This is a genomic window from Betaproteobacteria bacterium, from assembly GCA_016720065.1.
Lineage (GTDB): Bacteria > Pseudomonadota > Gammaproteobacteria > Burkholderiales > Rhodocyclaceae > SSSZ01.
Map to the genome: position 1 here is coordinate 75,001 of JADJXY010000002.1, position 20,504 is coordinate 95,504.

Sequence of the window (20,504 nt, forward strand, 5' to 3'; positions counted from 1 at the left end):
CAACCTTCCCCGTTTAACGTTTGACGCCCATCCGGCAGCAAACGCACAAGTTACGCTTGGCGACCATAGCGTTTCGGACCCACCCCTTCCCTTCCCGAACAGGACCGTGAAACGAAACCGCGCCGATGATATTGCACACCTCGTGTGAGAAAGTAGGTCATCGCCAGGCATCCCCTCAGAAACCCCCTCCTGATACACTCAGGCGGGGGTTTCGCTTTGGGGAAAGACAAAAAGCATTCGACGGGCCCAGGAAAATTCGACCCCCATGCTGTGCTAGAATCGTCGCCGGCGGGTCTCCCCGCATTGCAGGGTGGTGAACCTGGTCAGGTCCGGAAGGAAGCAGCCACAGCCATTGACTGCAAGTGCCGGGGGTTAGGCTCGCCATTTCCATTTCTCAATCTGCTTCCCGCTTTGACGTCGGACTAGGGACATGAGTTATCAGGTTCTCGCCCGCAAGTGGCGGCCGCGCAATTTCGCCACCTTGGTGGGGCAGGAGCATGTTGTACGGGCGCTTTCGCACGCCCTCGGCGAAGGCCGATTGCATCACGCCTATCTCTTTACCGGTACGCGTGGGGTCGGCAAGACCACTTTGGCACGCATCCTGGCCAAATCCCTGAACTGCGAAGCTGGTATTACCGCGCAGCCTTGCGGTCGGTGTTCGGCCTGCGAGGAAATTGACGGCGGGCGTTTCGTGGATCTGTTGGAGGTCGATGCAGCGACCAATACCAAGGTTGACGAGATGCGGCAGTTGCTGGAGAACGCGATTTACGCGCCCACCCGGGGACGCTTCAAGGTGTATGTGATCGACGAAGTGCACATGTTGTCGAACTCGGCCTTCAATGCCATGTTGAAGACCCTGGAGGAGCCCCCTGAGCACGTCAAATTCATTCTGGCAACGACCGATCCCCAGAAGATTCCGGTGACTGTGCTCTCCCGTTGTCTTCAGTTCAATCTCAAGCAGATGCCGCCGGCGGCTATCGTCGGGCATCTCGCCCGTATTCTCGAGGCCGAAGGGGTCGCGCACGATGTTCCTGCCCTGCAGTTGATTGCCCGTTCGGCTTCGGGAAGCATGCGGGATGCCTTGTCCTTGCTCGACCAGGCGATCGCTCACGGGGCAGGTAAGGTTGAAACGGGTCCGGTACGTGAAATGCTCGGTACGGTGGACCTCGACTATCTCTTCCGCATTCTCGAGTTGCTTGCCGATGGCAACGCCGAAGGCCTTATTCATGTGGCTGACGAGATGGGGCTGCGCAGCCTCTCTTTTGCATCAGCGCTGCATGAACTGGCGTCGTTGCTCACCCGTATCCAGGTCGCCCAGCTTGCCCCGGGAGCCATGGCCGACGAAGAGCCGGAAAGGGCGCGCCTGATTCAGTTGGCGGCTTTACTGGATCCCGAGTTCGTCCAATTGGCCTACCAGATCGTGGTGGTCGGGCGAAATGAATTGGGTCTGGCGCCCGACGAGCAAGCAGGATTTCTGATGACCCTGTTGCGCCTCTACGCCTTTCGGCCCGAGAGCGCAGAACATCGCGTGCTCGCCGTTACGGCCGCCGTTCGGCGCGAGGCTGCGGTGTCCCGGGGGGGCGGAAACGCTGAGATGACGGCCGGTGGGAGTGCCGCATCGGTGCCGGCTCCGGCGGCGCTTGCGAAGGTGGTGCAGGTTGCCCCGGGCGGTTCCGGGGGCCTGCCGCCTGTCGGGAGGGGCGAAGGCGAGTCCTCGTGGCCCCAGATCGTGGCTCAATTGCCAATCAGCGGCATGGCAAAGGAACTTGCACAGCAGTGCGAACTCCGTGAACTGGGTCCTACTGCCTGCTTGTTGCGCCTCCCGCCCGAGCAGCGGCATCTGCTCATGAAGCCTGCGCAGGACAAGGTTCAGCAAGCTATTGGCGAGCACCTCGCGCGGCCCATGGCCCTGCGGATCGAAGTGGCAGCCGTCGACTCGGCAACACCCGCGGCCAGTGCCCAGCGGGATCGGGTAGAACGCCAGGGGCGGGCGGTGGCAGCCATCGAAAGCGACAGTTTTGTCCGTGAAGCTATCGAAACCCTGGATGCGACACTGGTGGAATCCTCAATCAAACCCCTTTTCTGACGGAGCCAAGTAAATGATGAAAGGCGGAATCGCCGGGCTGATGAAGCAAGCCCAGATGATGCAGGAGAACATGAAGCGGGCCCAGGAGCAGTTGGCCCAGACCGAGATCGAGGGTCAAGCCGGCGCGGGCATGGTCAAGGTGGTCATGACCTGTGCCCACGATGTCCGGCGGGTGAGCATCGATGCGTCGGTTCTGGATGACCGGGAGATGCTCGAAGATCTGGTGGCTGCGGCCGTCAACGACGCTGTGCGCCGAGGCGAGGCGCTCACCCAGGAAAAGATGGCCGGGTTCACTGCTGGGCTGAATCTCCCGCCGGGTTTCAAGCTTCCCTTCTGATTCGTGGGCGTTCCCTCAAGCCTCGAGCGCTTGATCGAGGCCCTGCGCTGCTTGCCGGGTGTCGGTCCGAAATCGGCCCAGCGTATGGCTTTTCACCTGCTGCAACGGGATCGGAGTGGGGCGCGGGCGCTTGGCGATGCGCTCCTTGCATCCCTGGAGACCCTGCGTCACTGCGAGCGTTGCAACAATTTCGCCGAAACGACGGTATGCGCGCTCTGTGCTTCGCCACGGCGCGACGGGAGCCTGCTCTGTGTCGTTGAGTCCCCGGTAGACATGAACATGATGGAGCAGACCCATGCTTATAGGGGGCTATATTACGTCATCATGGGGCGTATTTCGCCCATGGACGGAATCGGCCCACGGGATCTGGGTCTTGAGCGGCTCCTTGACCGTGTCCGGGATGGAATTGTGCAGGAAGTGATTCTCGCCACCAATTTCACCAACGAGGGAGAAGCGACGGCGCACTACCTTACGGCCCTCCTCAAACCTGCGGGGATAGGTGTGACGCGTATTGCCCGTGGGGTTCCGGTGGGGGGGGAGTTGGAGTACGTGGATAGCGGTACCTTGGCGCAGGCACTGCGCGAGCGGCGCGCCTGCATGTCCTGAGAGCGTCCGATGGCTTCAAAGAAGGGGCCGGGTGGCGTATAATCAACGGTTTGATTCAAACCCAACAACCTTATCCGTCTAGGGGTCAGCCAAATGAGCAATGAAGGAAAAATGGACTGCGGGAGGCGGCGCCTGATCGTCGCCACCGCGGCAGTGGGCGGGGCGGGGGCCGTTGCGGCGCTCGTGCCGTTCGTGTCCAGCCTTTTGCCGTCGGAACGCGCCAAAGCCGCCGGTGCGCCTGTCGAAGTCGACATCGGCAAACTTGAGCCGGGCCAGATGATGACCGTGGAGTGGCGCGGCAAGCCCGTCTGGATCATCAACCGCAGCAAGGAAATGTTGGAAACACTGCCTAAGCTGGCCGATGCGGTTGCCGACCCCAAGTCGGAAAAAGACATGCAGCCGGATTACGCTCGCAACGATACCCGTTCGATCAAGCCCGAACTCCTCGTGGTGGTGGGCATCTGTACGCATCTCGGCTGCTCGCCTTCCCAGAAGTTCAAGAAGGGTGCCGAAGAGGGTATGACCACGGAGTGGCTCGGCGGCTTCCTGTGTCCCTGCCACGGTTCGACCTTCGACTTTGCCGGACGTGTGTATAAGGCCAAGCCCGCACCAACCAACCTCGAAGTTCCGCCGCACTACTACATGTCCGACAGCCGTATCCTGATCGGCGAAGACAAGAAGGGAGCGTAACAAATGGCCGCTGGCAATTTCGACAAGTACAAGTCCGACGGCACCCTGGCCGGGAACCTGATGGAGTGGGTTGACGCCCGCTTCCCGGCGACCTCCATGTGGAAGGGCCACCTGTCCGAGTACTACGCACCGAAGAATTTCAACTTCTGGTACTTCTTCGGCTCCCTGGCGCTGCTCGTTCTGGTCATCCAGATCGTCACCGGCATCTTCCTGGTCATGCATTACAAGCCGGACGCTGCCCTCAACGCCTTCGGCGTTCCCGTCGCCTTTGCCTCGGTCGAGTACATCATGCGCGACGTGCCGGGGGGATGGCTCATCCGCTACATGCACTCCACCGGTGCATCCGCCTTCTTCATCGTGGTGTATCTGCACATGTTCCGCGGCCTGCTCTACGGTTCCTACCGCAAGCCGCGTGAGCTGACCTGGTTGTTTGGCGTCGGGATATTCCTGTGCCTGATGGGCGAAGCCTTCTTCGGCTATCTGCTCCCCTGGGGCCAGATGTCCTACTGGGGCGCCCAAGTGATCGTGAACCTCTTCGGGGCCATTCCGGTGGTCGGCAACGATCTGTCCATCCTGATTCGCGGAGACTTCGTGGTGGGCGACGCGACCCTTAACCGTTTCTTCTCCTTCCACGTCATCGCCTTCCCGCTGGTTCTGCTTGGCTTGGTGGCGGCGCACGTGCTGGCCCTGCACGAAACCGGCTCCAACAACCCGGACGGTATCGAGATCAAGGCCAACAAGGACGAGAACGGCATCCCCCGCGACGGCATCCCCTTCCACCCGTACTACACGGTGAAGGATATCGTCGGCGTCGTGGTCTTCCTGATGGTCTTCTCGGCGATCATGTTCTTCGCCCCTGAGGGGGGTGGAGCCTTCCTGGAAACGCCGAACTTCTATCCGGCCGATCCCCTGAAGACGCCGCCCCACATTGCTCCGGTCTGGTACTTCACCCCCTACTACTCCATCCTGCGGGCCATGGTGTGGAACTTCTTCGGTCTCGATGCCAAGTTCTGGGGCGTGGTGGCCATGGGTGCTTCCGTGGTGGTGTTTGCCTTCCTGCCCTGGCTGGATCGCAGTCCGGTCAAGTCGATCCGCTACCGCGGCCCGATTTACAAGACCATGCTGACCATTTTCGTCATCTGCTTCGTCATCCTCGGTTACCTGGGTACCCAGTCGCCGTCCTACTGGGGTGAAAGGATTTCCCAGGTGTGCACGGTGTTCTACTTCGGCTTCTTCTTCGCGATGCCCTGGTGGTCGCGGATGGACAAGTTCAAGCCGGTTCCCGATCGTGTGACGATGCAGTGAGGATCAACAACATGAAAAAACTTCTCATCGCCTTCCTGTTTGCGCCCCTGCTGGCCATTGCGAGTACGAGCGTCCATCTCGACAAATGGCCGGGGTCGGTCAGTGACACGGCTGCCCTGCAGAACGGTGCCAAGCTGTTCGTCAATTACTGCCTCAACTGCCACGGCGCGTCCTATATGCGCTACAAGAACCTGACCGCTCTTGGTCTGACCGAGCAGCAAGTCAAGGACAACCTGATGTTCACTTCCGACAAGATCGGTGGGCTGATGGCCGTGGCCGCGCGGGCGGACGAGCAGAAGGTGTGGTTCGGTGCCACGCCGCCGGACCTCACCATCATCGCCCGTGCCCGTGGCGATCTTGGCGCGCCGTACGCCGGGTCGGACTGGCTCTATACCTACCTGCGTTCCTTCTACCGGGACGACAACCGTCCCACCGGCTGGAACAACGTGGCCTTCGAGAACGTCGGCATGCCCCATGTGCTTTACGGGCTCCAGGGCCAGCAGGTGCTCAATCACGAGACCCACAAGCTCGAACTTGCCGTCCCGGGACAGATGTCACCCACCGAGTACGACAAGGCCGTTTCCGACCTGGTCTCATTCATGGTCTGGATGGGCGAGCCGCAGCAGGAGTTCCGCAAGACCCTCGGTTATTTCGTTCTCGCCTTCCTGGCCGTTCTCTTCGTCGTCGCCTACGCGCTGAAGAAGGAATACTGGAAAGACATTCACTGATCCGTCCTGGATCAGACCACGGCATCGCCTCCCCTCGGAAGTCAGCGGGGGGCGATGCCGAAGCGCTTTTAAGGGCTTAGCAATCATGATGAACCTTTACTCGGGCACCACCTGCCCCTTCAGTCACCGTTGCCGCATCGTCCTCTACGAAAAGGGCATGGATTTCCAGGTCATCGACGTGGACATGTTCAACAAACCGGAGGATCTGGCGGTCATCAATCCTCATAACCGGGTGCCGGTCCTGGTCGAACGCGATCTGATCCTGTTCGAGCCGAACATCATCAACGAATACATTGACGAGCGTTTTCCCCATCCCCAGTTGATGCCGGCCGACCCCATCATGCGGGCCCGGGCGCGGCAGTTGCTAGTGGGGATGGAGCGAGAGATCTTCAGCCACATCGAACCCATCGAAAAGAACGCCAAGACGGCCGACAAGGCGCGTCAGGAAATTCGTGCCCGGCTCACGGAAATCGTGCCCATCTTCAGCAAGCAGAAATTCATGCTGGGAGACGAATTCTCCATGCTCGACGTCGCCATCGCGCCGCTCATGTGGCGTCTGGACCATTACGGCATCGACCTGGGCAAGGCTGCGGCGCCGCTCATGAAGTACGCCGAGCGTATCTTCAGCCGTCAGGGCTTCATCGATGCCCTGACGCCGTCTGAAAAAGCCATGCGCAAGTAAGCCATGGATCTGCCCTCCACCAAGCCCTATCTCCTGCGTGCCCTCTGGGAGTGGTGCTGCGACAACGGATTTACCCCTTATCTCTCTGTTGTGGTGGATAGCCGGACACGGGTTCCGCGGGAATTCGTGCGTGACGGGCAGATCGTCCTCAATGTCGGACCCGAAGCCACCAATCGCCTGCAAATCGGCAATGATCTGGTTGAGTTTCAGGCTCGCTTCGGTGGCGTGGCGCGGGAACTCTCGGTCCCCATCGAGCAGGTGGCCGCCATCTACGCCCGGGAGAACGGCGCCGGCATGGCCTTCGAAGTTGGTCCTGCGGGCACCGCCGAAGTGTCGATCGGCGAAGCGCCGTCCGCCGAGACATTGCCCGCCCCGGCTGCGGACGTTGTGCCGCGTGCCCCTGACGATCCGCGCCCTGAAGGAGGGCGCCCGCACCTGCAGCGCATCAAATAAGCGCCTGACGGCGCGGTGGCGCCCCGCTTTGGTGCGCTTTGCTTGGCGCGCCCCCGCAGGTTCCGGCTAAGGCCTTGATTCACGGGCATGGCACGGGGGTTGCTCTCCCCACAGCGGAGAGAAAATGCCATGAAAAACGAAACCCGAACCACCTGCTGCTACTGCGGCGTCGGCTGCGGTGTCATCGTCGAGACCCACGACGACGTCATTAGCGGTGTGCGAGGCGACCCCGACCATCCCGCCAACTTCGGCCGCTTGTGCACCAAGGGTGCCTCCCTGCACTTGACTGCCGGCCTCGACCACCGCCTGCTGGTACCCGAGATGCGCGACCTGCGCGGCCGCCCCGGCCGCGCCATCGGCTGGGATGAGGCCCTCGACGTGGCCGCCGGGCGCTTTGCAGAAATCATCCGCGCCCACGGGCCCGACGCAGTCGCCTTCTACATCTCCGGTCAGCTCCTGACTGAGGACTATTACGTCTTCAACAAGCTGGCCAAGGGTTTGATCGGCACCAACAACATCGATACCAATTCCCGCCTGTGCATGTCCTCGGCCGTGGCCGGCTACAAGCGTACCCTGGGGGCGGACGCTCCGCCCTGCTGCTACGAGGACGTCGCCGCAGCCGGCATGCTGTTCATTGCCGGTGCGAATCCGGCCGTGGCGCACCCCATCGTATTTCGCCGCATCGAGGATGCCAAGGCCGCCAACCCGGCCCTGCGCATCGTGGTGGCCGATCCCCGCCGTAGCGAGACTGCGGCCATGGCGGACCTTCATCTTGCCCTGCGTCCCGGAACCGACGTGGCGCTGATGAACGCCATGCTCCACGTCCTGATCGCCGAGGATCTCATCGACCGCGACTTTATCGCCCGCAGCACCCAGGGCTTTGCCGAAGTCGAGGCCCTTGCCGCCGCCTATCCGCCGGCGGAAGCCGCGCGCATCTGTGGCCTGCGTTCCGAGGACATCGTCAAGGCCGCCCGCTGGTTCGGCCAATCAGCGGCGCCCCTGTCCCTCTACTGCCAGGGCCTCAATCAGTCGGTACATGGCACCGACAACAACGTTGCCTTGATCCATCTGCATCTGGCCACCGGCAAGATCGGCAAACCCGGCTGTGGCCCCTTCTCCCTCACGGGCCAGCCCAACGCCATGGGCGGCCGCGAAGTGGGCGGACTGGCCAATCTGCTCTCGGCGCATCGGGATCTCTCGTCGCCCCAGGATCGGGCCGAAGTCTCCGCCCTCTGGGGCGTGCCCTACGTTCCGGGCCGGCCCGGCAAGACCGCCGTCGATCTTTTCCGCGCCCTGAAGAGCGGCGAAATCAAGGCCGTCTGGATCGCCTGCACCAATCCTGCTCAATCCCTGCCTCACCAGGCCGAAGTGCGTGCCGCCCTGAGCGCTGCCGAATTCGTGGTCCTGCAGGAAGCCTACGGCAACACCGACACGGCGGCCTTCGCCGACCTGCTGCTCCCCGCCACCAGTTGGGGCGAAAAGGAGGGCACGGTGACCAATTCGGAGCGCCGCATCTCTCGCGTTCGCGCCGCCGTCCCAGCGCCTGGCGAAGCTCGTCAAGACTGGCGCATCGCGGTGGACTTCGCACGGCGCCTGGGCGCCTGCCTCCAGCACGACGGCGCCGACCGCCTCTTTCCCTACGCAACACCGGAAGCCATCTTCATGGAGCATCGGGAAAGCACGCGGGGTCGGGATCTCGACATCACGGGGCTTTCCTATGATCGCCTCGAGACGCAGGGGCCGCAGCAGTGGCCCTGTGCCGAAGGCGCGGCCGCCGGGCAGGCCAGGCTTTACGCCGACGGGGTCTTTGCCACCGCAGACGGGCGCGCCCGCTTCCATCCGGTGCGTCACCGCCCGACCGCCGACATTCCTGACAGCCGTCTGCCCCTCAGCCTCCTGACCGGGCGCCTGCGCGATCACTGGCACGGCATGAGCCGGACGGGAAACGTTCCGCGGCTCTACAACCACGAGGACCAGCCGGTGCTCGCCATGCATCCCTGTGACCTGCGCCATCGGGGTCTGGAAAGCGGCGACATCGTGCGCGTCCATAACGATCGCGGCGAAGTCCTGGTGCAGGTCGAGGAACGGGCGGGCCTTGCGAAGGGCCGGGCGTGGATGCCCATGCACTGGGGCAGCCGCTTCATGAGTTCCCCGGGGGCCAACGCCCTCATGCCTGCTTCCTGTGATCCGTTTTCCTTCCAGCCGGAACTCAAGCACGCGGCGGTGCAGGTTCACAAGGCCGACCTTCCCTACCCGCTGGCGGTGATTCGTCGCTGCGCCAATGTCCCCGAGGCCCTGGCGCTGCTGGAAAAGGTTCGGGTGCTCTTGGGGGCCTTCCCCTTCGCCACCGTCGGCCTGTACGGGCATTCCAGCGCCCTGGTGGTCTTGCGTGCGGCAACCACCTGGCCGCTGCCCGAGGCGGGTAGCCTGGCCGAGATCGACCGCCTGTTCGGACTCGAAGGCGATGAGGGCGCCATCGTCTTTTCCGATCCGCGCCGCGGTATCGCCAAGAAGGCTATCGCCGAAGGCGGCCGCCTGCTGGGCGTGCGTCTGGCCGGAGAGACTCTCGCCGTGAGCTGGCTCAAGGACGCCATGGCCGAAGATGACCTCGACCCCGCCCTGATCCGCTTCGCCCTGGCGCCGACGCCCAAACCCCCCATGCCCGTCGTGGCGCGGGAAGTCGTGTGCAAATGCGCCGACGTCAGTGCAACACAGATCAAGGCGGCGGCCGCCGCCGGAAGTACACTGGGGCAGATGCAGGAAACCCTCAAATGTGGAACCTTCTGTGGTTCCTGCCTGCCCGACATCAAGCGACTGGTCGCGGAATCCGCCCAGGGGGAACCCCAGGCAGTCTGACGCCGGCACGGAGGAGATACCATGAATTTCACCCATGTCATCCGGGAGATCGGCCGTGGCGCCGAAGGCTCCCGCGATCTGGGGCGCGATGAGGCCGCCCAGCTTTATGCGGCCATCCTGGACGGAGGCGTCCCCGATCTGGAACTGGGCGCCATCATCCTCGGGCTCAGGGTCAAGGGGGAGTCGCCGGACGAGCTGGCGGGCTTTCTTGCTGCCGCCAACGCCCGGGTCAACGCCCTGCGGGTGCCTCGGGGCCGGGTGAGGCCCGTGGTGCTGCCCAGCTACAACGGCGCGCGCAAGGAAGCCAATCTGACGCCCCTGCTGGCGCTGCTCCTCAAGCGCTTCGGCGTTCCCGTGGTCGTCCATGGCCTGCTCGAAGGTTACGGACGCGTCACCAGCGGCCACATCCTGAGGGAACTCGGCATCATGCCCTCGGCGACCCTGACCCAGGCGCAATCTGCCCTGGACGAGCAGGGTCTGGCCTTCCTGCCCATTACCGCCCTTTGCCCCGGCCTGGCCAGTCAGCTGGCGCTGCGCGCACGCATGGGGGTGCGTAACAGCGCCCACAGTCTGGTCAAGATGATCGATCCCTTCCGGGGCGAAGGCGTCATCGTCGCTGCCGCGACCCACCCGGCCTTCATCGACCTCATGCGTGACATCCTTACGGGGGAGGGCGGCCGTGCCCTCTTGCTGCGGGGCACTGAGGGGGAGCCCTACGCCAATCCCAAGCGCCGCCCGCGACTGGAATACCTCCACGACGGCGCCTGCGACGTGCTTTTCGACGCCGAGCACGACAGCCTCAAGGCCCTGCCCGCCCTGCCCGAGAGTGCCGATGCCGCGGTGACCGCCCGCTGGATCCGCAAGGTGCTCGACAATCACCTCCCCTTGCCGCTCCCCATCGCCAATCAACTGGCGTGCTGCCTCTACGCCAGCGGCTACGCCGAGGATTTCAACCAGGCCAAGGCCATCGTTGCGGTGGAAGGCAACGGGCTGGCCCTGGCGAACGCCTGATTTCGGTCCAAGGGCCGGGGACCGGCACAGACGGCCCTCGAGCGCCGGAAGGGCGCACCGCCATGACTCAAGGCGCACCGCAATGGTGCGGCGCACAATCCGGGTGTCCGGAAAAACCCTTATAAAACCGCGGCCTGCAATGTTGGCACGGGGATTGCAGTAGGACTCCCGACAGCGAACAGACCGCCAGCGCCGGCGGTCCGGGCCGCAAGGCTCCCAGTGGCAACGACGTCATGCGCTGAACAGACTTGTTCCGCCCACCCCGGGCATTTGCATAGATGGAGTCGCCATAATGAAAAAGCCTCGTCTCGTCATGATCGGCAACGGCATGGCCGGTGTCCGTACCGTCGAAGAGCTGTTGAAGATCGCCCCGGATCGCTACGACATCACGATCTTCGGCGCCGAGCCCCACCCCAACTACAACCGCATCCTGCTTTCGCCCGTCCTGGCCGGCGAAATGACCGTCCAGGAGATCATCCTCAACGAACTGGACTGGTACAAACAGAACGGCATCAACCTGCATGTGGGCAAGAAAGTGGTCAAGATCGACCGGGTCAAGCGCCTGGTCGTCGCCGAAGACGGCAGCACCGAGCCCTACGAACGCCTCCTGCTCGCCACGGGCTCCAATCCCTTCATGCTGCCCGTTCCGGGCAACGACCTCCCCGGCGTCATCGGCTATCGCGACATCAAGGATACCGACGAGATGATCGAGGCCGCCAAGCTGCACAAGCACGCGGTGGTCATCGGCGGCGGCCTCCTCGGCCTGGAAGCGGCCAACGGCCTCAAGCTGCGCGGCATGGACGTGACCGTGGTGCACCTGGGATCCTGGCTCCTGGAGCGCCAGCTCGACGAGGTCGCCGGCAAGATGTTGCAGAAGTCCCTGGAAGACCGGGGCCTCAAGTTCCTGCTCGAGAAGCAGACGGAAGCCCTGATCCAGGGCGAGTCCGGCCGCGTCGCCGCGGTGCGTTTCAAGGATGGCATGCAGATTCCCGCCGATCTCGTGGTGATGGCCGCGGGTATCCGCCCCAACTATGCCCTGGCGGAATCGGCCGGCATCTACTGCAACCGGGGCATCGTGGTGAACGACACCATGCAGACCTACGACCCCAAGATTTACGCTGTCGGTGAATGCGTCAGCCACCGCGGCATCGCCTACGGTCTGGTGGCGCCCCTCTTCGAGCAGGCCAAGGTGGCGGCCAACCATCTGGCGGGCTACGGCATCGGCCTCTACACCGGCTCCGTCACCTCCACCAAGCTCAAGGTCACCGGTATCGACCTTTTCTCCGCCGGGGACTACATGGGGGGCAAGGGCACCGAGGAGATCGTGCTCAACGACGCCGCCGGCGGCGTTTACAAGAAGCTGGTCATCAAGGAAAACAAGCTGGTGGGCGGGGTGCTCTACGGCGATACAGCCGACGGCGCGTGGTACTTCCAACTGCTGAAGGACGGCCGCGACATCCACGATCTGCGCGACCATCTGCTGTTCGGCCAGTCCGGCGGCGGCGACGCCGGCCACCAGGGTCAGAACAAGGCCGCCCTGATGGCCGATTCCGCCGAGGTCTGCGGCTGCAACGGGGTGACCAAGGGCACCATCGTCAAGGCCATCAAGGAAAAGGGCCTGTTTACCCTGGATGAGGTCAAGAAGCACACCAAGGCGGCTTCCTCCTGTGGATCCTGCGCGGGCCTCGTGGAGCAGATCCTGGCCTCCACCATCGGCGGTGCCTACACCCCGGCGGCCTCGGCCAAGAAGCCCATGTGCGGGTGTACCGAGCACGGCCACGACTACGTCCGGAAAGTGATCCGCGAGCAGGGGCTGACCTCCATTCCGGAAGCCATGTCCTTCCTCGAATGGAAGACCCCCAACGGCTGCGAAAAGTGCCGTCCGGCGCTCAACTACTACATGATCTCGACCTGGCCCCACGCTGCCAAGGACGATTCCCAGTCGCGCTTCATCAACGAACGGGTGCACGCCAATATTCAGAAGGACGGCACCTTCTCGGTGGTACCGCGGATGTGGGGCGGTCTCACCACCCCTGCAGAGCTGCGCGCCATCGCCGATGCTGCCGAGAAATACAACGTGCCGACGGTGAAGGTCACCGGTGGCCAGCGCATCGATCTCCTGGGGGTCAAGAAGGAAGACCTGCCCAAGATGTGGGCCGACCTCAACGCCGCCGGCATGGTTTCCGGCCACGCCTACGGCAAGTCGATCCGCACCGTGAAGACCTGCGTTGGCATGGAACACTGCCGCTTCGGCACCCAGAAGTCCATGTCCATGGGCGTCAAGCTGGAAAAGATGCTCTTCGATATGTACGCCCCCCACAAGGTCAAACTGGCCGTCTCGGGTTGCCCGCGCAACTGCGCCGAGGCCGGCATCAAGGACGTGGGCGTCATCGGCGTCGATTCCGGCTACGAGATCTATGTGGCTGGCAACGGCGGCATCAAGACCGAGGTCGCCCAGTTCCTGGTCAAGGTAAAGAGCGACGAGGAAGTGCTGGAGTATTCCGCCGCCTTCCTCCAGCTCTACCGCGAAGAGGGCCACTACCTGGACCGTACCTGCCACTACGTGGAGCGGGTGGGCCTCGACTACATCAAGAGCAAGGTGGTCGAGGACGAAGAGAACCGCAAGGCCCTCTACGGCCGCCTGGTCGATTCCCTCAAGGATGCCAAGGATCCCTGGGCGGAACGGGTTGCCGGCAAGCAGAAAAACGAATTCGAAGTACTGGAAGCTTAAGGAGAGCGCCATGAGCGATTGGAAACAAGTGTGCACCCTGGAAGACATCCCCCGTCTGGGATCCCGGGTGGTGCGCCATGAAGAAGACGGCGGCGTCATCGACATCGCCATCTTTCGCACCCAGGGCGAGGTTTTTGCCCTGCGCAACAAATGCCCCCACAAGGGCGGACCGCTCTCCGAGGGCATCGTCCACGGCAAGCAGGTGACCTGTCCCCTGCACGGCTGGAAGCTCTACCTGGAAACCGGCGAAGCGGTCGCGCCCGACGTGGGCTGCGCCCGCCGTTACCCGGTCAAGGTCGAGGACGGCGTCGTCTTCATTCAATTCTGATTCACGCGAAAGATTCCATCATGGACAAGAAAGCCTTCCTCAAAGCCGGTCACACGCCCACGCTGTTCGCCGCCTTTCTCTTCTTCGACCTCGCCTTCATGGTCTGGGTGCTGCTCGGTCCCCTGGGGGTTGCCATCGCCCAGGATCTCGGTCTTTCCCACGCCCAGAAGGGTCTGATGGTCGCCACGCCGGTCCTGGCCGGCGCCATTCTGCGCATCTTCATGGGCATCCTGGTCGATCGCCTGTCGCCCAAGAAGGCCGCCACCATCGGCCAGTTGATCGTCATCGGCGCCCTGGCCTATGCCTGGCTGGCCGGCATCCATTCCTACGCCGAAGTCCTGATCCTCGGCTGCTTCCTGGGGGTTGCCGGCTCCTCCTTTGCCGCGGCGCTGCCCCTCGCCTCCCGCTGGTATCCGGCGGAACACCAGGGTACCGCCATGGGCATCGCCGGCGCCGGCAACTCGGGGACCGCCCTGGCCGCGCTCTTTGCCCCCGGTCTTGCCGCCATCTTCGGTTGGGGCAACGTCTTCGGTCTGGCCCTCATTCCGCTGGTCATCGTCTTCTTCATCTTCATCGCCATGGCCAAGGACGCCCCCAACCCGCCCCCGCCCAAGAAACTGGCCGAATACCTGGCCGTGCTCAAGGACAAGGACGCCTGGTGGTTCATGTTCTTCTACTCGGTGACTTTCGGTGGTTTCGTCGGACTGGCTTCTTCCCTGGTCATCTACTTCAACACTCAGTACGGGCTCGATCCCAAGATGGCCGGCTTCTTCACCGCCGCCTGCGTCTTCGCCGGCTCCCTGGTGCGTCCCATCGGCGGCAACGTGGCTGATCGCATCGGCGGCGTCAAGTCGCTGACCGGCATGTACATCCTGGCCGCCATTTTCCTCACCATCGTCAGCTTCGGCCTGCCGGAAGCCTGGATGGCCCTGCTGGTCTTCGTCTGCGCCATGCTCGCCCTGGGCATGGGTAACGGCGCCGTGTTCCAGCTGGTGCCCCAGCGCTTCAAGAAGGAAATCGGCGTCATGACCGGCCTGGTCGGCATGGCCGGCGGCGTCGGCGGCTTCTACCTGGCCTCCAGCCTGGGCTACTCCAAGCAAATGACTGGCAGCTACCAGATGGGCTTCCTCATCTTCGCCGGCCTCGCCGTCCTCGCCCTGGTCGGCCTCACCGGCGTCAAGACCCGCTGGCGGACGACCTGGGGTGCGAGCCACCTGACGACGGCGAAAATCTAGCGAGCAGCGAGGAGAGGAAGTCAGCGAGGGGTGAGGAGTAGAATCGCCACCCTTCATCCCTCGCTGACTTCCCTCCTCACCGCCCCATGCCGCTCAAGGTCGCCGTCGGCTATGCCTCCCTCACGGGTCCCCGGGAACGGAACGAGGACTTCTGTGGCTTCGTGACGCCGGAAGGGGCGGAACTCGACAACAAGGGCGTGCTCGCGGCAGTGGCCGACGGTATCGGGGGTCACCGCGGCGGGCGCGAGGCGGCCGAATACACGGTGCGCGGCCTGCTCGCCGACTACTACGCCACCCCGGATACCTGGAGCGTTCCCCGGGCGCTGGAAACCGTCACCACCGCCCTCAATCGCTGGGTCATCGCCGAGGCGGCCCGCAACGCCGAACTGGCCGGCATGGCCACCACGCTCTCCGCCCTCATCCTGAGGGGGCGACGCTACACCCTGGGGCACATCGGCGACTCCCGCATCTATCGGCTGCAGGAAGGGGCCTTGCAGCAACTCACGGTGGACCACCTCTGGGAGCACCCGGAACTCAACAATGTGCTGTCCCGGGCTGTAGGCCTCGACCCGCGGGTGCTCATGGATTTCGCCGACGGCGAACTCGCCCGGGGCGACCGTTTTGCCCTGGTTTCCGATGGGGTGTGGGGCATACTCCCGGACCCGCTCATCGCCGAGGTGCTGCTCGACCATCCCGAACCCCGGGCTGCCGCGGCGGCACTGACCAGTCTGGCCCTGGCCCAGGGCGGCCACGACAACGCCAGCGCCGTGGTGGTGGATGTCCTCGACCTGCCGCCCGCCAATCTGCGCGATGCCCTCGAAGGCGAGGGGCGCCTTCCCTTGCCCCATCGCCTGCGTCCGGGGCACGAAATCGACGGCTACATCGTCGACGAAATCCTGCACGATTCCCGCGAGACCATTCTGTACCGTGTCCATCACGGTCGCACCGGCCAGGCCCTGGTACTCAAGACCCTGCAGCCGGTTCTGGAAGGGGACGAAGCCGCCATTGCCAATCTCCTGATGGAGGAGTGGCGTGCCCGTCGCGTGGTGTCCCAGGCATTCCCCCAGGTCGTGCCCGGCGAAGCGCGCAGTTGCCTCTACTACCTCATGACCTGGCACCCGGGCGCCACGCTGCAAAGGCGCCTGGACGCCGGGCAGCACTTTGCCGTGGCCGACGCCGTCCGCCTGGGCATCGCTCTGGCGAAGGCCATCGCCGTCCTGCATCGTCTCGAGATCGTCCATCGCGACATCAAGCCGGACAACGTCCACCTGGGCCAGGACGGCGTGCTGCGCATCCTCGATCTGGGGGTGGCTCTGAGCCCCGCCGAGATCAAGCCCGACGCAGCCATCGGCCAGGCGGGGACGCCCTCCTACATGGCGCCGGAACTCTACGCGGGTGCCGCGCCCGACGCCGGATTCGACCTCTACGCGGCCGGCGTCACGCTCTACCACCTGCTGACGCGCAAATACCCCTACGGTGAAATCGAGCCCTTCCAGACGCCCAGATTCGGCGAACCGCTGCGGCCGACCCGCTGGCGCCCCGACATCCCCGGCTGGCTGGAAAACGTGCTGCTGAAGGCGGTGGCGCGGGAGGCCAAGGACCGTTTCGAAACCGCCGAGGAATTTCTCCTGGCCCTGGAGCGGGGCGCCAGCCGGCCGGTGGCGGCGCCGGGGCGCCAGCCCCTGGCCCAGAAAAACCCGCTGCTGCTGTGGAAAATCGTCGCCGCCGTGTCCCTGGCGGTCAATTTCGTCTTGCTCCTGACCCTGTTGCGTTAGACTGGGGCGCCCTATCTCCGTGGCGGTTCCCATGTCCCAGGCCCTCATCCTCTTCGCCCACGGCGCCCGCGATCCGGAATGGGCGGTACCGATCCGCCGCGTGCAGGCCGCGGTGCGCGACCTGGCTCCGCATCTGGCGGTCGAATGCGCCTTCCTCGAATTCATGACTCCCGCACTGCCCGAGTGCGCCGATGCCCTCGCTGCCCTCGGGGTGGCCCGCGTCGTCGTCCTGCCCATGTTCATCGCCCAGGGTGGCCATCTCAAGCGTGACGTTCCCCTCCTCATCGAGGCCCTGCGCCAGCGCCATCCAGGGGTCCAATTTGTCCTCGCCCCGGCGATCGGCGAGAACGACGCGGTGCTGCGGGCCATGGCGGCCACGGCGGCTGCCCTGGCCGGAAGCTGAAGCTGCCGCCCGCCCCGGGGCGGGCCTTTGGTAAGATCGGGGGCATCGCCCCTCTGGCCCCGGAATTGCTTGTTTTCCCCATGCTCAGCATCCTCGTCATCGACCAATCCCGCACCCGCGCCGGCGACATCTGCGCCGCCCTGGCCCTGGCCGGCTACCAGGTGGCAGCTATCCTGGCCGATGCCAACAGCCTGACCGCCGAAGTCGAGCGTCTCCAGCCCGACGTCATCCTCATCGACACCGACAGCCCCAACCGGGACACCCTGGAGCACCTGGCGGCCATGCACCGCCACATGCCCCGTCCGGTGGTCATGTTCACCCAGGCCGAGGGCGAGACCACCATTCGCGATGCCGTGCGGGCGGGGGTTTCGGCCTACGTGGTCGATGGGGTGGATGCCAAGCGTTTGAAGCCCATCGTCGAGGTGGCGCGGGCCCAGTTCGAGGATCACCAGGCTCTGCGCCGGGAACTCGACGAGCTTTCCAAAAAGCTCAACGACCGCAAACTGGTCGAGAAGGCCAAGGGACTCCTCATGAAGGCCCGCAATCTGGACGAGGAGGGCGCCTACCACGCCCTGAGGAAGCTGGCCATGGAGCGCGGCCAGCCCATGGTGGTGGTGGCCAAGGACGTCATCGACATGGCCAAGCTCCTCCTGTAAATCCCCGAATTCCCCTGTTTCGGTGCAGGGAAATTCCGTGCTGCACCGCAACAGTGCAGCCTGTCCCGCCCCACGCCAAGGGCGAAAACCCCAAAAAAGCACGTAGTTCCAAAGGATTAGTCCGGTAGGGCTAGGCCTGGCACGACCATTGCAGTAGTCCTGCCATGGCGATCCGGTCAAAGGCGGCCGGGTCCAGGACAAAGGCGTCCATCCGGCCCGGGATTCGGGCCGGGTGTGGCGCCTTTTGTGGTTTTTATTCACGAACGAGGTCAAGGAGCACGCAATGGCAAACGACAAACTCGCACCGGATGTCGCCCCCACCGGGGTTTCGAAAACCCGCCGGGACTTCGTCTCGGCAATCACCGGAGCTTCGCTGATGGCCATGGTCCCCCCCGGCATCCGCGGCGCCGCCTGGGCCGCCGGCTCCGACGCGCCGGAGAAGAAGGAAGTCAAGATCGGCTTCATCCCCCTCACCGACTGCGCCTCCGTCGTCATGGCGGCGGTGAACAAGTTCGACGAGAAGTACGGCATCAAGATCATCCCCACCAAGGAAGCCTCCTGGGCCTCCGTGCGGGACAAGCTGGTCAATGGCGAGCTGGATGCCGCCCACGTGCTCTACGGCCTCATCTACGGTGTGCAGTTGGGCATCGGCGGCCCCAAGAAGGACATGAGCGTCCTCATGAACCTCAACCACAACGGCCAAGCCATCACCCTCTCCAATCTGCTGAAGGACAAGGGCGCCACCGACGGGCCCAGCCTGGCCGCGCTGATCGCCAAGAAAGAGCGGGAATACACCTTTGCCCAGACCTTCCCCACCGGCACCCACGCCATGTGGCTCTACTACTGGCTGGCGGCCCAGGGCATCAACCCCCTGAAGGACGTCAAGACCATCACCGTGCCCCCGCCGCAGATGGTGGCCAACATGCGGGTCGGCAACATGGACGGCTACTGCGTCGGAGAACCCTGGAACAACCGGGCCATCATGGACAACATCGGCTTTACCGCGGTCACCACCCAGGACATCTGGACCGACCATCCGGAAAAGGTGCTGGGCACCACCGCCGAGTTCTGCCAGAAGTACCCCAACACGGCGCGGGCCATGATCGCCGCCATCCTGGACGCGGGCAAGTGGATCGACGCGTCGCTGGCCAACAAGCAGAAGACGGCCGAGACCATCGCCCAGAAGGCCTACGTCAATACCGACACCGAAGTCATCGTCGCCCGCATGCTGGGCCGTTACCAGAACGGTCTGGGCAAGAGCTGGGACGACAAGAACCACATGAAGTTCTTCAACGACGGGGCGGTGAATTACCCCTACCTGACCGACGGCATGTGGTTCATGACCCAGCACAAGCGCTGGGGCCTGCTCAAGGATCACCCCAAGTATCTCGAAGTGGCCAAGCAGGTGAATCGCATCGATCTCTACAAGCAGGGGGCCGCTGCAGCCGGCGCGGCCCTGCCCAAGAGCGACATGCGGACCACCAAGTTCATCGACGGTGTGGTCTGGGACGGCAAGGACCCGGCCAGGTACGCCGACAGCTTCAAGGTCAAGGCCTGACAGATGGGGGAGGGGAGACCCTCCCCCCCAGCGACGCAACACGGAGGACATCATGAGTGCATTGACGATGAAGAGCCCCGCGGCGACCGGCGCAAGCCCCGCTCCCCGCGCCGCCAAGCCCGCCCGCCTGCGGGAAGTGGGCGCGACCCCTGCTGAAACCAAGGAAAACACAATGGAAAAGACGCCAGCCGAAGAGCCGGGAATCCCCCTGGGCGAGCGCCTCAACGCCCTGGGCCAGGCCATTCTGCCGCCCCTGCTGGGCATCGTGGCCCTGCTGGGCATCTGGTACGTGGCCACCATGAAGGGGGGCGGCATCCCCGGCCCGGTGCAGACCTGGGACGCGGCCGTGGCCCTGTTCGCCGATCCCTTCTACCAGAACGGCCCCAACGACCAGGGCATCGGCTGGAACGTGCTCTCCTCGCTGCAGCGGGTCGCCGTCGGCTTCGGCTTCGCCGCCGTGGTGGGCATCCCCATGGGCTTCATGCTGGGGCGCTCGAAATTCCTCGCCGCCATGGTCAATCCCATCATCAGTCTGCTGCGCCCGGTGTCGCCCCTGGCCTGGCTGCCCATCGGCCTCCTGGTGTTCAAGAAGGCCGACCCTGCCGCCACCTACACCATCTTCATCTGCTCCATCTGGCCGATGATCATCAACACGGCGGTGGGCGTGCAGCGGGTGCCCCAGGACTACCTCAACGTGGCCCGGGTGCTGGCCCTGTCCGAATGGAAGGTGGTGACCAAGATCCTCTTCCCCGCGGTGCTGCCCTACATGCTCACCGGCATCCGCCTCTCCATCGGCACCGCCTGGCTGGTCATCGTCGCCGCCGAAATGCTCACCGGTGGCGTCGGCATCGGCTTCTGGGTGTGGGACGAGTGGAACAACCTCAAGGTCGAGCACATCATCATCGCCATCTTCGTCATCGGCATCGTCGGCCTCATCCTCGAGCAGAGCCTCATCCTGCTCGCCAGGAAGCTGACCAAGGAATCCGCCTGATCGCCCTCTCCCCCGGCCCCTCGCCCGCGCAGCGGGTGAGGGGAGAAGCCCGAGACGCCAGTGCGTCTGCAAC

General features: G+C 64.2%; 18 protein-coding genes, 1 rRNA gene and 1 other RNA gene. All 20 read left to right on the top strand.

Going from position 1 to position 20,504, the window contains the following annotated elements:
- Nucleotides 1–55 precede the first annotated feature (55 nt).
- The 20 genes from rrf (at nucleotide 56) to ntrB (ending at nucleotide 20,431) form a co-directional block, all read left to right on the top strand.
- Nucleotides 56–169, top strand: a 5S ribosomal RNA gene (gene rrf, locus IPM73_03455).
- 118 nt (nucleotides 170–287) lie between these two features.
- Nucleotides 288–386, top strand: an RNA gene (gene ffs, locus IPM73_03460) — signal recognition particle sRNA small type.
- A 44-nt stretch (nucleotides 387–430) separates the two neighbouring features.
- A complete protein-coding gene (dnaX, locus tag IPM73_03465) occupies nucleotides 431–2,086 on the top strand; it encodes a DNA polymerase III subunit gamma/tau (protein MBK8917124.1) in 1,656 nt (551 codons plus the stop codon).
- Nucleotides 2,087–2,099: 13 nt separating this feature from the next.
- Complete coding sequence (locus IPM73_03470; protein MBK8917125.1) at nucleotides 2,100–2,423, top strand: YbaB/EbfC family nucleoid-associated protein; 324 nt, start codon at nucleotides 2,100–2,102, stop codon at nucleotides 2,421–2,423.
- A 3-nt stretch (nucleotides 2,424–2,426) separates the two neighbouring features.
- A complete protein-coding gene (recR, locus tag IPM73_03475; GenBank protein MBK8917126.1) occupies nucleotides 2,427–3,029 on the top strand; it encodes a recombination protein RecR in 603 nt (200 codons plus the stop codon).
- Between the two features lie 93 nt (nucleotides 3,030–3,122).
- Nucleotides 3,123–3,719 (top strand): ubiquinol-cytochrome c reductase iron-sulfur subunit, encoded by a 597-nt coding sequence (petA, locus tag IPM73_03480; GenBank protein ID MBK8917127.1) that lies wholly within the window; start codon nucleotides 3,123–3,125, stop codon nucleotides 3,717–3,719.
- 3 nt (nucleotides 3,720–3,722) lie between these two features.
- Nucleotides 3,723–5,024, top strand: a complete 1,302-nt coding sequence (locus IPM73_03485; GenBank protein ID MBK8917128.1) for a cytochrome b N-terminal domain-containing protein — start codon at nucleotides 3,723–3,725, stop codon at nucleotides 5,022–5,024.
- 11 nt (nucleotides 5,025–5,035) lie between these two features.
- A complete protein-coding gene (locus IPM73_03490) occupies nucleotides 5,036–5,752 on the top strand; it encodes a cytochrome c1 (GenBank protein MBK8917129.1) in 717 nt (238 codons plus the stop codon).
- A gap of 85 nt (nucleotides 5,753–5,837) precedes the next feature.
- A complete protein-coding gene (locus IPM73_03495) occupies nucleotides 5,838–6,434 on the top strand; it encodes a glutathione S-transferase N-terminal domain-containing protein (protein MBK8917130.1) in 597 nt (198 codons plus the stop codon).
- 3 nt (nucleotides 6,435–6,437) lie between these two features.
- Complete coding sequence (locus IPM73_03500; protein ID MBK8917131.1) at nucleotides 6,438–6,887, top strand: ClpXP protease specificity-enhancing factor; 450 nt, start codon at nucleotides 6,438–6,440, stop codon at nucleotides 6,885–6,887.
- A gap of 129 nt (nucleotides 6,888–7,016) precedes the next feature.
- On the top strand, nucleotides 7,017–9,743 hold the full coding sequence (locus IPM73_03505) for a molybdopterin-dependent oxidoreductase (GenBank protein MBK8917132.1): 2,727 nt from the start codon (nucleotides 7,017–7,019) through the stop codon (nucleotides 9,741–9,743).
- Nucleotides 9,744–9,764: 21 nt separating this feature from the next.
- Nucleotides 9,765–10,754: a DNA-binding protein YbiB gene (gene ybiB, locus IPM73_03510; protein ID MBK8917133.1), complete on the top strand. Its 990-nt coding sequence runs from the start codon at nucleotides 9,765–9,767 to the stop codon at nucleotides 10,752–10,754.
- 292 nt (nucleotides 10,755–11,046) lie between these two features.
- On the top strand, nucleotides 11,047–13,485 hold the full coding sequence (locus IPM73_03515) for an NAD(P)/FAD-dependent oxidoreductase (GenBank protein MBK8917134.1): 2,439 nt from the start codon (nucleotides 11,047–11,049) through the stop codon (nucleotides 13,483–13,485).
- A gap of 10 nt (nucleotides 13,486–13,495) precedes the next feature.
- On the top strand, nucleotides 13,496–13,813 hold the full coding sequence (gene nirD, locus IPM73_03520; protein MBK8917135.1) for a nitrite reductase small subunit NirD: 318 nt from the start codon (nucleotides 13,496–13,498) through the stop codon (nucleotides 13,811–13,813).
- Nucleotides 13,814–13,833: 20 nt separating this feature from the next.
- Nucleotides 13,834–15,048, top strand: a complete 1,215-nt coding sequence (locus IPM73_03525) for a NarK/NasA family nitrate transporter (GenBank protein ID MBK8917136.1) — start codon at nucleotides 13,834–13,836, stop codon at nucleotides 15,046–15,048.
- 86 nt (nucleotides 15,049–15,134) lie between these two features.
- Nucleotides 15,135–16,823 carry a bifunctional protein-serine/threonine kinase/phosphatase gene (locus tag IPM73_03530; protein MBK8917137.1) on the top strand — a complete coding sequence of 563 codons (1,689 nt, stop codon included), beginning with the start codon at nucleotides 15,135–15,137 and terminating at the stop codon, nucleotides 16,821–16,823.
- Nucleotides 16,824–16,854: 31 nt separating this feature from the next.
- The gene (locus IPM73_03535) at nucleotides 16,855–17,226 is read left to right on the top strand and encodes a CbiX/SirB N-terminal domain-containing protein (GenBank protein ID MBK8917138.1); all 372 of its coding nucleotides are present in this window, start codon (nucleotides 16,855–16,857) and stop codon (nucleotides 17,224–17,226) included.
- Nucleotides 17,227–17,306: 80 nt separating this feature from the next.
- Nucleotides 17,307–17,882, top strand: coding sequence for an ANTAR domain-containing protein (locus tag IPM73_03540; protein ID MBK8917139.1), 576 nt, complete (start codon nucleotides 17,307–17,309; stop codon nucleotides 17,880–17,882).
- Nucleotides 17,883–18,165: 283 nt separating this feature from the next.
- Nucleotides 18,166–19,440 (top strand): ABC transporter substrate-binding protein, encoded by a 1,275-nt coding sequence (locus IPM73_03545; GenBank protein MBK8917140.1) that lies wholly within the window; start codon nucleotides 18,166–18,168, stop codon nucleotides 19,438–19,440.
- A 67-nt stretch (nucleotides 19,441–19,507) separates the two neighbouring features.
- The gene (gene ntrB / locus IPM73_03550) at nucleotides 19,508–20,431 is read left to right on the top strand and encodes a nitrate ABC transporter permease (GenBank protein ID MBK8917141.1); all 924 of its coding nucleotides are present in this window, start codon (nucleotides 19,508–19,510) and stop codon (nucleotides 20,429–20,431) included.
- The last annotated feature ends 73 nt before the right edge of the window (nucleotides 20,432–20,504 follow it).

Bases quoted from the DNA above. Each gene is read 5' to 3' on its own strand.
- dnaX (MBK8917124.1), top strand. From the start codon at position 431: ATGAGTTATCAGGTTCTCGCCCGCAAGTGGCGGCCGCGCAATTTCGCC.
- IPM73_03470 (MBK8917125.1), top strand. From the start codon at position 2,100: ATGATGAAAGGCGGAATCGCCGGGCTGATGAAGCAAGCCCAGATGATG.
- petA (MBK8917127.1), top strand. From the start codon at position 3,123: ATGAGCAATGAAGGAAAAATGGACTGCGGGAGGCGGCGCCTGATCGTC.
- IPM73_03485 (MBK8917128.1), top strand. From the start codon at position 3,723: ATGGCCGCTGGCAATTTCGACAAGTACAAGTCCGACGGCACCCTGGCC.
- IPM73_03490 (MBK8917129.1), top strand. From the start codon at position 5,036: ATGAAAAAACTTCTCATCGCCTTCCTGTTTGCGCCCCTGCTGGCCATT.
- IPM73_03495 (MBK8917130.1), top strand. From the start codon at position 5,838: ATGATGAACCTTTACTCGGGCACCACCTGCCCCTTCAGTCACCGTTGC.
- IPM73_03500 (MBK8917131.1), top strand. From the start codon at position 6,438: ATGGATCTGCCCTCCACCAAGCCCTATCTCCTGCGTGCCCTCTGGGAG.
- IPM73_03505 (MBK8917132.1), top strand. From the start codon at position 7,017: ATGAAAAACGAAACCCGAACCACCTGCTGCTACTGCGGCGTCGGCTGC.
- ybiB (MBK8917133.1), top strand. From the start codon at position 9,765: ATGAATTTCACCCATGTCATCCGGGAGATCGGCCGTGGCGCCGAAGGC.
- IPM73_03515 (MBK8917134.1), top strand. From the start codon at position 11,047: ATGAAAAAGCCTCGTCTCGTCATGATCGGCAACGGCATGGCCGGTGTC.
- nirD (MBK8917135.1), top strand. From the start codon at position 13,496: ATGAGCGATTGGAAACAAGTGTGCACCCTGGAAGACATCCCCCGTCTG.
- IPM73_03525 (MBK8917136.1), top strand. From the start codon at position 13,834: ATGGACAAGAAAGCCTTCCTCAAAGCCGGTCACACGCCCACGCTGTTC.
- IPM73_03530 (MBK8917137.1), top strand. From the start codon at position 15,135: ATGCCGCTCAAGGTCGCCGTCGGCTATGCCTCCCTCACGGGTCCCCGG.
- IPM73_03535 (MBK8917138.1), top strand. From the start codon at position 16,855: ATGTCCCAGGCCCTCATCCTCTTCGCCCACGGCGCCCGCGATCCGGAA.
- IPM73_03540 (MBK8917139.1), top strand. From the start codon at position 17,307: ATGCTCAGCATCCTCGTCATCGACCAATCCCGCACCCGCGCCGGCGAC.
- IPM73_03545 (MBK8917140.1), top strand. From the start codon at position 18,166: ATGGCAAACGACAAACTCGCACCGGATGTCGCCCCCACCGGGGTTTCG.
- ntrB (MBK8917141.1), top strand. From the start codon at position 19,508: ATGAAGAGCCCCGCGGCGACCGGCGCAAGCCCCGCTCCCCGCGCCGCC.